Genomic DNA, 15,772 nt, shown 5'->3' on the forward strand with positions numbered 1-15,772 from the left:
ACTTGACGACGAGGGGGCAAACTCTAGGAATAACCTACGGCACTATCGGAATCGGCATCGGGCCGGGTCCCACGGGACTGGTCGGAGTGAATGGGTTGTTCGACCAATCATGGAGTTCGACGTTCCTATGCCACCAATCCCCGAAGGAATTCAGCATCCCTGACAGGGACGATCCGCCGTCGGCCACAGTGGCTGCCGGAACAAGGTCCGGCTTCGGCTGGTACAGCGGACGAGTCTTGACCCACTCCGGACGTTTGCCGCTGATCGGGATCGGAGTCGGCGACGGCAGGGCCGACGGCGAGGGAGTCGCGGTCACACGTGGCGTGGGTACCGGATCATCGTCGTCCTCGCTCACGTCGTAGGTGATGATGCCTCCCGTCGTGGATCTGGCTGTGATCATCTTGTTGGGATTGCTGAGGCTCGGCGTGGGACCGAGTTCGGGAACGATGTCGGCGCCCGCCACAACGATTCGGTTGTCCCCGGAAGCCGCCAGCATCTCCTGAAGCTTCTCGATGTACCTCGCCAGCTGAGCGGGACCTGCTTTCTCTGCTGGGCCGCCGGCCTGCTTCACCTCCCAGACCTCGACCCGGTCCTTGCCCCAGCGGACGATGTCGGCCCAGCCGTACTCGCCGTTCCCCTTGGCCGATCCTTCATCGATCCGCACTTCGTTGTCGAAGTCATCGCCCGGGTAATGGGACTTGAGCCAGGTGGTCGCCATCACGACTGCCGTGTCGTGGTTCCCGCTGAGGTCCTTGTACCACGGGTCTTCGGCTTCGGCTCCTTGGTTCCGGCCGACCGTGGTGGCATTGCAGCCCTCGACGCCGTCACACATGGCATCAACCGACGTATGACCATCGAGTTCAATGCCCGAAACCGGATTTCCGCCCGTGAAGGCATAGCGGTTCCCGGTGAAGGGGTCTGCGCCGAGGCTCATGTCTGCGAGGGCGCCGTTGTACATGTCCCGGGTGGTGAACCGGTTGAGCCCCGGGTCGTAGTTCCGGAAGCCCATGTCGTAGGTACCGGACTGGGCGTCCCACCGCTTGGCGTTGAACCGATAGGGGTTGTAGGCCTCCTTCGTCGGGTTGGCCGGGTCCGGCTTGTCGATGCCGGTGAACTCGGAGGTGTCGTCCTTGCCGTAGGCGGTGTATCCGTACGTCGCCTTGGTGTCGCCGTTGTTGTCCGTGAGGGTTTCGACGTCGGTGTGGCCGTTGTAGCCGAAGTAGCCGTCCTCGGTCGTGCCGTCGCCGTTGTACTTGATCTGCGACAGGCGCTGGCCCCACGGGCTGTACTGGTAGGACTTGGTCATCGTGCCGGCGACCTTCTCGTCCAGCACCTCGGACGAGAGGCCCAGGTACTCGAAGTCCGTCGTCTTGCCGTCCGCCGTCTTGGAGGCGGTGCGGTCGAGCGGGTCGTAGGTGTACGTGGTCGACTTCAACGCGCCCGTGGAGTCCGCTTGCTGGGACTCGATGACGTGGTCGAAGCCGTCGTACACGCTCCGCGAGATGATCTTTCCGCCGGAGGTGACCGATTCCTGGCGGCCGAACGGGTCGTAGTTGTGGTTCGCCGTCGCGCCGCCGACGATGGTGGCGCTCAGCAGGCGGTTGCGGTCGTAGGTGTAGTTGGTCGTGGTGTTGTTGACGGTCTGGCTGACGACGTTGGCGTTGTTGTCATGAACGTAGGTTTCCGTCCCTGCGCCGTTGCCGGTCTTGACCGCCTTCGTCAGCCGGTCGGCCGGGTCGTAGCTGTAGTCCGTCGTCGACGACAGGTACGCCGCGTGGTTGTCGGCGTTCATCTTCTGCGCGACGTCCTGCGCCTTGTTCCCGTTGGGGTCGTAGGCGTAGGTGTGCGAGTCGACGAGGGTGCCGTTCGCCTTCTTCTCCGTCGTGGACTTGAGGGCCGCGTCCAGGTAGTAGGTGTAGTCGACGGTGTTGCCGTTGCCCTTGGTCTCCTGGAGCTTCTGGCTGCGGTCGGTGTACGTGTACGACGTCACCTTGGGTGAGGCGTCGGTCGCCGTCTTGCCGACCGAGACGGTCTTCACCAGTTCGCGCAGGTCGTAGGTGTACTTGGAGAACTGGTCGGGGTGTGTGATCGTGTCCGGCTGGCCGTTGGCGTCGTAGGTGTACGACGTCGACTTCTTCTCCGTACCGAGCAGTGACTCGGTGACCTTCTGGACCTGGTTGAGGCCCGTGTAGGCGACCGTGTAGGCGTCGATCTTCGCGCCGGACGACGTGTCGTCGATCTTGGTCAGGTTGGCGTTGGCGTCGTACGTGTAGGCGAAGGTCTTCTTCTCGGTGTCGACATCGGTGGTGGTGTCACGCACCAGCTTCACCGCGTCCGCGACGACCGTGCCGGCGCTGTTCTGGAACAGCTGCAGCTTGGCCGCGTTGCCCTGGGTGAAGGAGTACGAGCCCAGCGACACCCAGGTGCCCTGGTTCGCGGTCGCGCTCTGGTCGATCGTCTTGTCGACCGTGCCGGTCGCGTGCGTGAGCGTGTACTTTGCCGTGGTCGCGGCGCCCGTGACCTTCGGGAACTTCACGTACGCGGCGTACGTGCCGTCCTTGGGGATGTTGAGCGTCCAGGTGAAGGCGTCCGTGCCCGTGCCCGCCGCGTGGGACTCGTGGTTGTAACCCTGCTGGCCGGTGATGTCTCCCTTCGTCCAGGTGCCGGTGGAGGAGGTGTTCTGGGTGTCGGAGTTGTCGGCCAGGACCACCGCGCTGCCGACCGGCACACCGTCGTCCGAACGCGACTTGAGTTTGCCGTCCGGGTAGTACGACCACGACATGGTGCGGTTCGAGGAACCGCCCGCCGACGTGAGCGTCCGGGCCGTCTGCTCACCCAGCTCGTTGTAGTCGTAGCTGGTGGTGATGTCCCACGGATCCGTGGCCGACTTCGCCCAGCCGTTGTCGAAGTAGCCGTAGGTTGTGTCGTTGCGGACCGTCTGGCCCTCCGACGGCGGCAGCGAGGTCTTGGAGACCCTGCCCACCGCGTCGTAGAACGTCTGGGTGTAGACGTTCGGGTTGTTGTAGCGGGTATCGCTCGAGCTCGGGTCGTAGGGCTGGAACTGCTTGACCGGCCGGTTCAACGCGTCGTACTCGGTGCGCGCGGTGAAGTCGTCCACCGTGCCCGTCGCCGTGCCCCGCGGTGTGTTCACCTTGGTGGTGTTGCCGACCTGGTCGTACTCGTACTTGGTCGTGTTGTAGGTGATCGGCGCGGTGCCCGAGTGCGGGACCTGGACCTGGGTGGCCTTGCCGCGCTCGTCGTACGTGATGAGCGTGGTGTTGTTCTCCGGATCCGTTGCGGAGACGGCCAGGCCGTCCTTGTCGTAGGTCTTCTTCGTCGTCTTGCCGGCCGCGTCCGTGACTGACGTGACCCGGTGGTCCAGGTCGTAGGCCGTCTTGGCGGTGTAGTCGGTGGTGTCCGTCGTCGCGTTCTTCTTCGGGTCGATGACCGTGCTGACGTTGCCGACGTCGTCGTACTCGTAGCTGATCTTGTCGCCGGCGGCGTTCACCACCGACGTGAGCTGGTAGATCGGGTCGTAGGTGTTCGTCGTGACGTAGTCCGTCGGATCCGACGTCGTCAGCGTGCCCTTGGGCTCCGTCGTCGTCTTGAGGTTGCCGACCTTGTCGTAGGTGTAGGACGTCGTCCGGTCATCCGAGGTGGCCGTGTCCTTGGGCGCCGTCGCCGAGCTGACCTCGTCCGCCGCGTCGTACACCGCCGTCGACACCGCGCCGTTGGGCGCCGTCGACTGGGTGACGTTGTCGTTCGCGTCGTACACCGGCGCCGGGGTCGTGATCAGCACGCCCGCCGCCTGGTCCTTGGGCACCGTCTTGACCAGCGGACGCCCGAACGTGTCGTACGTCTGCGTGGTCACCTTCTGGTTGGCGTCGGTGACCTGCGTGACCTGGCCGCGCTCGTCGTACACGAACGACGTGGACTTGCTCAGCGCGTCGGTGATCGTGGCCGGGTAGCCTGTCGGGCCGAAGCCGCTGTAGGTGGTCGCGTTGGTGTTCGCGTCGGTGGCCTTGGTCAGCTCGCCGTAGGCGTCGTAGGTGTACGACGTGGTGTAGTCACCGGCAACCGTGGTGGTCGCCACCCCCTTGGGGTCGGTGACCGCGGTCAGGTTGCCGAAGCTGTCGTAGCCGAACTGCCAGGCCCGCCCCTCCGGGGAGGTCTTGCGGAACAGGTCTGCCGAGAAGCCGTCCGCACGCGTCTGGTACTCGTACTTCGAGGCGTTCGCCGGCCACTTGGTGGTGTCGGAAACGCAGGTGGCCGTCTGGTCCGGCACGCCCGCCTTGTTGTTCTCCGCGTCGCGCTGCCAGAGCGGGTAGCCCGTCTTCTGGTCGTAGCAGTACGCGGTCTTGGCTCCGTTGTCCTCCTCCAGGTACGTGACGTTGTTGTCCGCGTCCCAGCTCATCTTCGACGTCTGGGACTTGGCGTTGGTTGTCTGGACCGGGCGGCCGAAGTCGTCCGTCACGTACTTCGTGGCGTGCGTCTCCGCATCCGTGATCGTGGTGTCGGTGAACTTCGTGTTCGCGGTGTCGGCCGCGTAGGCGAAGCCGGTGTCACCGTTCAGACGGTCCGTGATCGTCTTCGTCCACCAGTGGTACTTCGGGTCGTCACCCGTCTGCGGCGCGTAGTACGCCAGCTTGGTGTCGTGGCCGCGCGGGTCCGTGGCCGTCACCAGCTTGACGTTCTTGTTGCCCTGGGTGGCGTCGTAGGTGAACTTGAAGTTCTTCGGCTGGCTGGAGCCGTCGCCGTCGGTGAACTGACCGAGCAGGCCCTGCACCGTGTAGAAGAAGGAGACCTTGCGGCCCGAGATGTCCGTGACGGACTTCACGTGGTCGTAGATGTCCGGGTCGGTCAGGCTCGTGCCCGTGACCTTGGCGCCCGTACCGTCGATGTAGCTGTAGGACGCGTCGCCCTTCTTGTAGTAGTCGAGCGTCAGGGACTGCCGGCCCGCCGGGTCGGTGACGTAGGCGAGGAACTTCGCTGCCTTGCCCTGGGTCTTGTGCTGCTCGTAGGTGTACGTCTGCGTGTTGCCGTTCTTGTCGACGACAGACGTCAGGTAGCCGTCGCAGCCGAAGTAGAACCGCGTGCCGTCCGGGCGCAGCAGCGTCCACGCGTCCGGGATCGGGTCCTTGTCCGGAGTGCAGTCCAGGCCCGCCTTGGCCGTGATGCGGTAGTGGACGCCTGCCGGGGCCTTCCACGACCCGTCCGGCTGCTTGGTGAAGACGTGCGTGGTGCCGTCACCGTCCGGCAGGCGGATCTCCGTCGCGTTCTGAACCGGGTTGGGGTGGAAGTCCAGTGCCGCGCCGAGCCGGATGGGCCCGCCCAGCTGTGCCGACCAGCCCGCGCCCGCGCCACCTGTGGTGTTGTCGGTGTCCAGCGAGTTGTACGCGAAGCGGGCGAAGGTCGTCAGGCCGCGGCCGGGGTTGCTGAACGCGTTGTACGACCACACGGTGTTGCCGGAGGCCAGGTTGTTCATCACCGTCGAGCCGGCGCCCGTGTTCTTGCCCGTGTAGCTGTAGAACTTCTCCAGGCCGAGCGAGTCGGACGTCGGGTCCTCCACCGCCACGTTCTGCTTCAGCGTCGGAATGCCGCCGGTGCCGGCCGACAGCCAGCTGCCGTCAGAGACCTTCTTGACGTCCCACCCGAGCACGTACTGGGTGCGCTTGCTGCCCGAGTCCGAGTTGATCGGCGTCTTGACCTGCGCCTGGATCGTCGCCGACTGGCCCGGCGAGAGCGCCGGGATGGCGGTGGAGAGCTGGTTGCCGCCATTCGTCACGTCCGTGCCGTCCGGCAGCTTCCAGGTGTACGACAGCACCCGCTCACCGCTCGCCCAGGCGCTCGACGTGGTGTTGGTGACGGTGAAGTCCACCGTGTACTGGGAGTTGGGGGTCATGCGGGCGGGGGTCTGCGGTGCGTAGTACGTGTCGTCCGTCGTCGAGTCGACGTAGATCACGCGCAGCAGCGGACCGAGCTGTGGGTCTGCGGCCTCCGACGCGAGGAACAGGGTGCGTTCCTGCGGGCCGGTGGTCGTTTCGTCCTTCAGCTTGACCAGGGCGCCGTGGTTGGAGGCAGGCGTCTTGATCCAGCCCTGGGTCAGCGACGTCGCGTCCCACCAGTGGCGGCCCACCTCCGAAACCTGGGCCACGGTGTCGGACACCGTGCCGGAGTAGTCGCCGCCCGCCGTCGTCCACGCCGTGCCGGTCGCGGCGTTGTTCCAGGTGGCCTGCGTTTCGTTGAAGTCCTTGTTCAGGCCGTGGAGTTCGTAGATCGCACCGTTGGTGCCGGTGGTCGTCTCCGCGCCCCACATGAACAGCCGCGACTCCAGCACGGTGGCCGTGGTCGGGATGTCCGACGTGGTGAACTTCAGGGCGGCGCGCGCCTTGCCGTACGTGGTGGAGTTGTTGCCCACCTCCAGCCACTTCTGGCCGACGCCGAAGGAGGAGATGGTGTCCTCGTTCGTGGTCGGCTGGCCGGAGGACAGGGTGGTGTCCGTGACGCCGGAGGTGCCCTGGATCAGGCGCATGGTGCGGCCGGCCTTCGGGACGCCGACGATGCGGGTCGGGGAGCCGAGCAGCTGGCCGTTCTTGGTCTTCACCGCGAGCTGGTAGTAGTACGACCGGCCGATCTCCACCGAGGAGGAGTCCGGGGTCGGGGTCGCGGTGGTGTCCGTGTAGGCCGTCGCCGACTTGTCGATCGGCGCGACCAGGGTGGCCGCGGACGGCGTGAACACCTGCTGCGTGGAGCGGTGCAGCTGGTACTCGGCGATGTCGTAGCCGGAGTCGCCGGTGGTGTTCGTGTACGCCTTCCAGCTCAGCTCCGGGCCGGTTGAGTGCACGACGGTCGGCGAGTCGAGGGCGGTGCCGACCTTGCCGTACGTCACCGTCAGGCGCGGGATCGTCGCCGTCTCGCCGCCGTAGTCGCCGTCACCGGACTCGTAGCGGGGGCCGCCGGTCGGGGCGGTGGACGACTCGTCCGCGGCCTTCAGCACGAAGCCGTTGTTGGTCGACGTGCCATCCAGCCACTGCTGGACGGTGTCCGTCACCGGGAACTTGTGCCACTGGTTGTACTCGCCGACGTTCTTCACGATCGACGCCGGGTTCACCCAGCGCACCGCGTCCGCGACGACCGCGGTGGACGTGGAGGCGGGGCCGTCGCCGAGGACGACCTTGCCGGTCGTGCCCGCGGAGAAGTTGATCTGCGAGCCGCCGTTCAGGGACGACCACACGCCGCCGGTGCCCGACTGCTGGTTCACGGTGTAGGTGGTGGTGGCGTCCTTGCCGGTCACCGTGTAGGGCGCGTTGGTGGCCCGGTCGGAGCCCGCGACGTAGTGCGCGTCGACGCGGTAGGAGGCGGTCTCCGGGAGCTTGGGCTGCCAGGTGTACGTGTCGCCGGCGACCGAGTCCTTGTTGGAGCGGTAGTCGGAGCCGATGCCGGACGAGGAGCTCGTGGAGGGCCAGCTGCCGACGGACGCCGTGGTGCCCGAGTCGCCGTCGTCCACCTGGACGGTGGTGCCGGACAGCTCGCCGACCAGGGAGCTGGTGTTGGACCAGGTCGCCGTCGACTCGTCCCACGCGCCGGTCGCCCGGTAGGCGCCGATGGTGACATCGTTGGCGTTGGTGGTGTGCGCCTGGTCGAAGTACATCTCCAGGCGGGCCGAGTCGATCTTCGTGCCCGAGGGGATCTCGCTCAGCGGGAACTTGATCAGCGAGCGAGCGGTGCCCGTGTCGGTCTTGCCCGCCGACAGCTTCCAGGTCGTGTTGAAGTTCGTCGACGCCTGGTCCGACAGGACCATCGTGTCCTGGGAGTCGGTGGGCGAGGGCGCGATGGTGATCGTCGGGTCGATGACGACCGGGTACTGGCGCTCCTTGGCCGCGAGCCACTTCGCGTCCGGAGTGACCGTCAGCTTCCAGGACTTGCCGTCCCGGGTGAGCTTCTGGGTGACCTTGGTGCTGTAGGTCTTCCCGAAGACCGACTTGTCGGCCTTCTTCGCGTCCGTCATGTACGGGGCGGGGATGACGAGTTCGGGCGTGTGCGGCAGCTCGCCGTACAGGGCGATCGAACCGTCCTTGCGGGCCTTCGGGGTGAGACCGTGCGTGTCCAGCGTGAAGGTGAACTTCAGCGGGGTGTCGGGGCGTTCGGAGAGGGTGATGTTCTCCTTCACCCGGCCGGGGCCGACGGCGTACTGCAGGTCGGCGCCCTGCGTCGCGTCCTTGTATGTGACGGTGGAGCCCTTGGCCGTCGGCTTCAGGTCGCGGCCGGCGCCGTCCAGGCCGAGGCTGACGGAGCGGCCGTCGGGCGACTGGAAGCGGACCAGCCGGTCGCTGTCGCCGCCGAACCAACTGCGGCCGTTGTTCGTCGTGTTGGAGAACTCGTAGCCCTTGGTCTTCGATGTGCGCACCAAGGTGTCGATGGGCTTCCAGGACTTGGTCTTCTTGTCCCGGTACGAGGTCGGCAGCGCGGACAGCTCCGCCTGCACCTGGCCGTCCGACAACTGCCAGAAGCGGGCGCTCGCCGTGCGCCTGCTCTTCAGCTCCTTGACCCGGTGGGCCTTGGGCGCCTTCTTGCCCTTCGGCAGCTTCTGCCGGTCGGCCACGTCCAGGTCGTCGTGGGACGGCGGCTTGTCGAGCTTCGGGCCGTCGTCGTCGGAGAACCAGCCCTTGACCGTGTCGACGATTCCCTTGCCGCCACCTCCCTCGGAATCCGAGGCGGCGTAGGCCATCTGCGGCAATGCAGTTGTCACTACCGCAGACACGACAAGGCAGGAGATTGCTCTCCCGTATCGGACTTTCACGTCCAATGCCCTTTCGTAGGCGGCGCCCCCGGAATGCGGGCACGCCGAACTTCCGGACGGGGGTCCCGGCCGGATTCTGTGAAGTTGCTTTGTGGCGGCCCGAGTTGTAATCAGCCAGGTGCGGCGGTGTCAACAGGGGGCAGTAATCGGACAGTTGACGGTTCGCCCGTTTCTTCCGCCCGCTGGCCTGTGCGTCTCCTGTGCGCTATAAACCCGGCTTCGTAATGCCTTCGAATGCCTCCGAGCCGAAAGCCGAAGCCGATGCCATCGACCGAAAAGGAATCCACCGCAGGCCTGGACCGGCGTGCGCTCGGCATCGCCGCGGTCGTGGTCGCCGCCTGCGGCGGACTCGTGCTGTACGGCGTCCTTGACACTCCGGACGCGCCGAAGAAGCCCGGCGTGGCGACGACCGCCGTCACCTACGAGGTGACCGGCAAGGGCAAGGCGGACATCAGCTATGAGTCGGGCGGCAAGCAGGCCTCGACGGCCCGTGCGGCACAGCTGCCGTGGAAGAAGACGGTGCGGGTGCCCGTCGACCACTCCCCGCTCGTCGCCATCACGCTCGGCGAGAAGGGCGGCCGGGCCGGCTGCTCCCTCGCAGTCGACGGCAGGCACGTACAGGCCGCCTCCGCCTACGGGCGGTACGGGCGCGCCACCTGCCAGGGCGAGGCGGCCTCGCCCGAGGCCACGGCGGCGGCGACCGCCGAGTGATGTTTGGCCAAAGCAGGACGCTGTGTGTAAGTGCCACCTGCAGTGACAGGTGTGGCAGTCATGGTCTTTTTCTAGGGGTGGGGTAGTTGAGTCCTCGCGGTACGCGTGCGTACAGACCGCTGAGCATGAAGAGACGGGCGTGGCTGACGGTCGGGGCGGTGGTCCTGGGCGGCGGTGGCGTGGTGACGTACGCCGTCGCCAGTCCGTCCTTGGGCCACGGGACCGAGGGACAGGCCAAGCGGCCGGTGAAGGTCTACGACCTCGCGCTGAAGAGCACCGCGGACGGCAAGCGGGAGCTGCCGCGCACGGAGACCAAGCAGTTCTCGATGCTGGGCGTCTCCTGGACCGGCGCCACCAAGCGGCTGCACGGCACGGCACAGGTGCGCACCCGCGACGCCGGGACCGGCAAGTGGACCGGCTGGCAGGACCTCGAGGCGAACGTCGACCCGCTGGAGGACCCGGAGGCCGGTGCCGATGCGCGCGGCGCGTCCGAGCCGCTGTGGGTCGGCCCCTCCGACGGGGTCGAGGTCCAGGTCGTCCACAAGGACGGCTCCACCAGTTCCGGGCTTCCCAAGGGGCTCCAGGTCAACCTGGTCGACCCCGGGGTGGCGACCGCCGCCGAGCAGAAGCAGGCCGAGCCGGCCGCGTTCGTGGCGGACGTGACCCCCAGCGACAGCGCGTCGCCCACCGACTCCGTGACGCCCACCGACTCGGCGTCCCCGAGCGACAGCGCCACCGCCTCGCCGACGGACAGCGCCTCGGCGTCCCCGAGCGACTCGGCCTCCGCGTCCGCCTCCGCCTCGGCCTCCCCCTCGACGTCGACCAGCGCGTCCCCGAGCCCGACTGCCACCACGCCCACCGCCCCGCCGTCCACCGTGCCCGAGCCGCCGATCGTCTCGCGGTCCGGCTGGGGTGCGGACGAGTCGCTGAGCCCCGACCCGTCGGAGTACAACGCCGATGTGAAGGCCGTCTTCGTCCACCACACGGACGGCACGAACGACTACTCGTGCTCCGACTCCGCGGCAATTGTGCGGGGCATCTACGCGTATCACACGCAGACCAACGGCTGGAACGACATCGGCTACAACTTCCTGGTCGACAAGTGCGGCACGATCTTCGAGGGCCGCAAGGGCGGCGTCGACCTCCCGGTGCTCGGCGCACACACCTACGGCTGGAACCGCGAGTCGGCCGGCATCGCGGTGCTCGGTGACTACACCACCACCGGCGCCACCAACGCGGCCCTGGAGTCGGTCGCGCGCATCGCGGCCTGGAAGCTCGGCCAGTACAACGCCGACCCCTCCACCACCGTGCAGCTCAAGGCGGGCGCGACCCAGACCAACTACTTCGGCACCAGCTTCACCGCCGGCAGCAGCTACACCTTCAACCGGATCTCCGGCCACCGGGACGGCTACAACACCCAGTGCCCCGGCAGCTCCCTCTACGCCCAGCTGCCGACGGTCCGCGCCTGGGCGTCCGGCCCGGTGCAGGGACTGAAGGTCACCTCACTGTCCGGCGCGGGCCTGTCCGGCTCGACGTACTACACCAAGGGCGCCGTCACGGCGAAGTGGTCGACGACCACGCCCGGTTCGCTGATCTCCAAGTTCGAGCTGCTGGTGGACGGCAAGGTCGCCGCCACCGCCTCCGGCACGTCCACCTCCGTCGGCGCGACGCTCGCCCCGGGCACCCACACCGTTGCCGTGCGGGCCGTGCACCAGTCCGGCAAGACCGCGACGACCGCCGCGCTGAACGTCGTCGCGGAGACGACCGCACCGACCTTCACCACCGCGCCGAAGCTCTCCCTGCGCACCGGCACGGTCAACACCACCGCCGTCCCGGTCACCCTCGGCTGGAAGGCGGCCGACAACGCCGCCCTGAAGTCGGTGAGCCTGCTGACCCCGACGACGGCCTCCTTCGGCCCGACCACCACCGGCTCCAGCCGCACCGCCAACTCCGGCACGGCGAGCACCTGGTCGATGAAGGCGTACGACTACGCGGGCAACACCGGTACGTCCTCCGCCTCCTTCACCCCGGTGATCCTGCAGGAGACCTCGGCCGTCAAGTCCGGTACCTGGACGGCCCGTTCCTCCACCAGCTACCTCGGCGGCAAGTCGTACTCCAGCGGTTCGAAGGGCGCGAGCCTGAGCTGGACCTTCACCGGCCGCTCCGCCTCCTGGGTGGTCAGCCGTGCATCGACCTCCGGTCAGGCGTACGTCTATGTCGACGGCGTCAAGGTCAGCACCGTCGACCTGATGTCGTCGACCACGCAGTACCGCCAGGCGATCTGGACGAAGACCTGGTCCAGCAGCGCCAAGCACACCGTGAAGATCGTGGTGGTCGGCACCAGCGGCCGTCCGACGGTCACGACGGACGGCCTCGTCTACATCAAGTAGCCGCTCACGAGGCCGTGTCCACCGGTTCGGGCGTCCGCTCCTGCGCAGTCTGCGGGGTGGGCGCCCGGTCCGCGTTCACGACCACTCCCGCGATGGTCGCGGCCAGCAGCAGCGAGCCCATCGCCCACCAGGTGGCGACGTTGAAGCCGTGCACGGTCGCCTCCGCCTGCAGCGACCTCGGGTTGACCCCCGGGCCCGCATGCGCCGTCAGATACCGCGCCGTCACCGTCGCGGCGATGGTGTTCAGCAGCGCCGTACCGATCGAACCGCCCACCTGCTGGGCGGTGTTGAAGGTGGCGGAGGCCGCGCCCGAGTCACGCGGCGCGACGCTCCCGGTGGCCAGCGAGACGGACGTCATCATCGCCGTACCCATGCCGAGCCCGAGCATCAGCATGCCGGGCAGGATGTGCGAGGCGTAGGCCGGTTCGGTGCCCACCTGGGCGATGATCGCGAGCGCGCCGGCCGCCACCAGCAGCCCCGGCACCATCAGCATCCGCGGCGGCACCTTGTTCAGCCCGCGGGCCGCGATCTGGGTCGAGCCGACGATCATCCCGGCGGTGATGGGCAGATAGGCGACACCCGTCTTGACCGGCGAGTATCCGAGAACACCCTGCATGTAGTAGGTGAGGAACAGGAACACGCCGAACATGCCGATGGTCACGAGCAGCGTCGTGAGGAAGGCGCCGACCCGCTGACGGTCCTTCACCACGGACATCGGCAGCAGCGGCACCCGGGCCCGCGTCTGCCACAGCCCGAACGCCGCGAGGAGTACGACCCCGCCCGCGAGCAGCGTCAGCACCAGCCCGTCGTGCCAACTCCTGGACTCCGCCTCGGAGAAGCCGTAGACGAGCGAGAGCATTCCGGCCGAGCCGAACAGCGCGCCGGGCACGTCGAGATGGCCACCGGGATGGCGTTCGCCGGGCGCGAGCAGTGCCAGCGCGCCGAAGAAGGCGACCAGGGCGATGGGGACATTGACGTACAGGCACCAGCGCCAGTTCAGGTACTGGGTGAGGAAGCCGCCCGCGAGCAGGCCGACCGCCGCGCCCGCGCCGATGATGGCGCCGAAGATGCCGAACGCCTTCCCGCGATCCTTCGGGTCGGTGAACGTCGTCGCGAGCAGCGACAGCGCGGACGGCGCGAGCAGCGCGGCGAACACGCCCTGCAGGGCCCGCGCGCCGAACAGCATCCCGGAGTTGACGGCGGCCCCGCCCAGTGCGGAGGCGGCGGCGAAGCCGAGCAGGCCGATCACGAAGGTGTTCCTGCGGCCGACCAGGTCGGCGACCCGGCCGCCGAGCAGCAGCAGCCCGCCGAAGGCCAGGGTGTACGCGGTGATGACCCACTGCCGGTTCCCGTCCGACATGTGCAGCGCGGCCTGCGCGGACGGCAGGGCGATGTTCACGATGGTCATGTCGAGGACGACCATCAACTGGGCGAGTGCGATGACGACCAGGGCCCACCAACGACGGTTGTCAGCCATGACCCCATCGTGCGCCCGCCCCCTGCATTTTGGGAACGCCAGCGTCTCTTATTACGGTGTTTTTGCCGCGCGGGCCGCGTCCCGGCACAGCAGCCGCAGCGATCCGTCCCCGTGAAAACAGCGGCGGGCCTCGTCGATCGGGTCCCACATCCGGCCGTCCGGGGTGCGTATCCAGTGGTCGCCGCCGGTCGTCCACCACTCGGCGCCGGCCTGACGGACCATCACTTCACCGGCGTAGGCCCCGAAGCCGCGCAACACGCTCTCCACCGCGGCGTACGGCGCCCCCTCCTGCCGTATCCCCTCGATCATCCGGTCGACGCGCCACAGGCTCTGCGCCGAGTAGTCGAGGCGCAGCCGCGCTCCCTCGCGCATCGCCGCGACCGCGTCCGCCGCCCACCGCACGGGCTTCGTCGCCGCGTTCGGCCTGGTCTCGTGGAAGGTAGTCACATACACAGGAGCGGCGCCGGCGGGCCATCCGTCACGTGATTTCCGGGGCGTTCCCGAGACCGGCGCAGTACCGCCCCACGGCCACCGCAGGACAGGCACAGGACTCCCTCAGGTGGGAGCTTTGCCCGGGAGTGACGCTTCGCCCCTTCCGTGCGCTCCTCTCACTGATGAGCCTGTACTTCCATCTCCGCGCGGTGCCGCCCTCGGCCCTGCGCAACAGCGCGAACTGGCTGCAACGGCTGTTCGAGGACGACTGGGACACCGTGCGCCGACGGATCGACCGGCACCGGGAGGAGATGCTGGACCACCACTACGTCGACCACGACGTCCTCTACGCGGGAGCACCCCCGCACCAGACCAAGGAGGGACCACGGGCCCATGTGGTCCTCGGCGGCCGCGCGGTCTTCCCCCACACCCTCGAAGAACCGCCCTTCCTGCTCCTGACCGCGGCACAGGCGGCCCGAGTGGCCGCATTCCTCGCGTCGACCGACATCGAGGTTCTGTGGCGCCTGGCCCGCGACGAACTGCTCCCCCGCTACGGCGGCCCCGAGGCGGAACAGGAAACGCACACCCTCGTCGCATCGACCCACCGAGACCTGACGGCCTTCTACACGCGCACGGCAGAGTACGGAGATGCGGTGGTGAAGTGGCTACTGCGCTGAAGACTCCAGGGCGCGGCCTTTTGGGGCGCGGGGCTGTGTCGATATGCGGCTCCGCCGCGTGGGCGCGACCAGCCACAACAAACCCGCACCCGCCAAACAACCCGTGGCGGCACTATCCGAGGCGAGCCCTCCGCGAGACAACTGCCCGCAGCACCCGCCGCCCCTCGGTCGACACCTCCAGCGCCCGGCGCAACCCACCCGCACCATGCCCGGCAAGCAGCTCCAAAACGGTCACCTGCCGCCGCAACTCCGCAGCAACAAGCGGTGACATCCCCTCCGTACGCCCCTCCCGACGCGAGTCGACCGAGGACACCGAATCGTCCATGGGGTCCAGCAGCCGATGTATCTGCAGCGCAGCGACGGAGCAGCCATCGGCCCACACCCGTATCTCCGCGGCGGACCGATCGACGGGCGCGGCGGCCAACATCCGACGCGCCAGCAGCGCGGCCTCGTCCTCGAGGGACTCGTCGTACTCCTCGGCCCCGGCGAGCTTCAGTCGCGCATGCTCCAGCCGCGCACCCCACTCACCGACGTCGCCGGAGTCCGCGAGGCTGGCCCACAAAGGCCGCAGAATCTCGTCGTCACCGCCCAGGAGCGGGACACACCGATCCAAACAAGCCAACCCGCTCGCGGCCAGTCCGCGTTCGTCGGCCTGAGCGATCAGTTCCACCAGGCTCATCCACGCCTCCTTCTGCGGGTCCCGTAAAAGGCCCAGCAGGGCTCTTCCCTTACGGAGCCCGCACTTCCCCTTACTGCGTGCGACGCCCCGGGAGTGTCACAGCGGTACCACGCCCAGCCGGTCCAGCATCTGAAAAAAGAGGTTTTCGGCCAACGGATCGGCGTCAGCAGTCAGAACTTCGAGCAACGGCCCGGCGTCCACGTCGTGCCCGGCTTCGGCGGCCCAGGCGACCGCCCGGTCGGCGGCGTCACGGGGTTCGAGGAAGTAGTCCTCGATCGTGAGCCCCTCGTTCGCGGCACCGAGATACCCGGCCATCGCGGCCCGCGCGAGACACGTCGTCCACGCCCCGCTCTCGGGCGCCGCCGCCTCCACGACCACACAGTCGCTGTCCATGACGTACCCGAAGAGCGCGGGCGCCCCGGTCTCCCCGGCGAGGACGTTCATGTTCCCCACCTCGCCCTCCCCGTTCGGGTAGTCCCAGACCTGCCACCCGCCGGGCGCCTCGGCCCGCAGCTCCATGCCCTTCGCCCCCGCCAGCGCGTCGAGCTCGGCAAGCGGCCGCTCACTGCGGCCCACGACCAAATACCCCCAGTACCCCATCCCGGC

8 protein-coding genes are annotated in these 15,772 nt (G+C 67.9%); 3 read left to right on the forward strand and 5 right to left on the reverse strand.

From position 1 onward, the window contains the following. Positions 1 to 34: 34 nt before the first annotated feature. Positions 35 to 8,728, reverse strand: a complete 8,694-nt coding sequence (locus ACFY10_RS17590) for a DNRLRE domain-containing protein (RefSeq protein WP_390666012.1) — start codon at positions 8,726 to 8,728, stop codon at positions 35 to 37. A 333-nt stretch (positions 8,729 to 9,061) separates the two neighbouring features. Between ACFY10_RS17590 and ACFY10_RS17595 the strand changes: the two genes are divergently transcribed. Further along, positions 9,062 to 9,511 carry a hypothetical protein gene (locus ACFY10_RS17595; RefSeq protein ID WP_390666013.1) on the forward strand — a complete coding sequence of 150 codons (450 nt, stop codon included), beginning with the start codon at positions 9,062 to 9,064 and terminating at the stop codon, positions 9,509 to 9,511. 125 nt (positions 9,512 to 9,636) lie between these two features. Continuing rightward, complete coding sequence (locus ACFY10_RS17600; protein ID WP_390666014.1) at positions 9,637 to 11,901, forward strand: N-acetylmuramoyl-L-alanine amidase; 2,265 nt, start codon at positions 9,637 to 9,639, stop codon at positions 11,899 to 11,901. 4 nt (positions 11,902 to 11,905) lie between these two features. Here ACFY10_RS17600 and ACFY10_RS17605 read toward each other — a convergent pair whose 3' ends face one another. Then, a complete protein-coding gene (locus tag ACFY10_RS17605) occupies positions 11,906 to 13,378 on the reverse strand; it encodes an MFS transporter (RefSeq protein ID WP_390666015.1) in 1,473 nt (490 codons plus the stop codon). Between the two features lie 51 nt (positions 13,379 to 13,429). Then, complete coding sequence (locus tag ACFY10_RS17610) at positions 13,430 to 13,825, reverse strand: hypothetical protein (RefSeq protein WP_390666016.1); 396 nt, start codon at positions 13,823 to 13,825, stop codon at positions 13,430 to 13,432. 131 nt (positions 13,826 to 13,956) lie between these two features. Between ACFY10_RS17610 and ACFY10_RS17615 the strand changes: the two genes are divergently transcribed. Continuing rightward, complete coding sequence (locus ACFY10_RS17615) at positions 13,957 to 14,487, forward strand: DUF1877 family protein (protein ID WP_390666017.1); 531 nt, start codon at positions 13,957 to 13,959, stop codon at positions 14,485 to 14,487. Between the two features lie 112 nt (positions 14,488 to 14,599). On the opposite strand, the gene ACFY10_RS17620 is transcribed toward ACFY10_RS17615, so the two are convergent. Both ACFY10_RS17620 and ACFY10_RS17625 read right to left on the reverse strand, forming a co-directional pair. Continuing rightward, entirely contained in the window at positions 14,600 to 15,166 is a 567-nt protein-coding gene (locus tag ACFY10_RS17620) for a hypothetical protein (RefSeq protein ID WP_390666018.1), read from the reverse strand. 96 nt (positions 15,167 to 15,262) lie between these two features. Continuing rightward, positions 15,263 to 15,766: a hypothetical protein gene (locus ACFY10_RS17625; RefSeq protein ID WP_390666019.1), complete on the reverse strand. Its 504-nt coding sequence runs from the start codon at positions 15,764 to 15,766 to the stop codon at positions 15,263 to 15,265. Positions 15,767 to 15,772: the final 6 nt, after the last annotated feature.

The sequence above is a fragment of the Streptomyces sp. NPDC001401 genome, from assembly GCF_042895385.1.
Classification (GTDB): domain Bacteria; phylum Actinomycetota; class Actinomycetes; order Streptomycetales; family Streptomycetaceae; genus Streptomyces.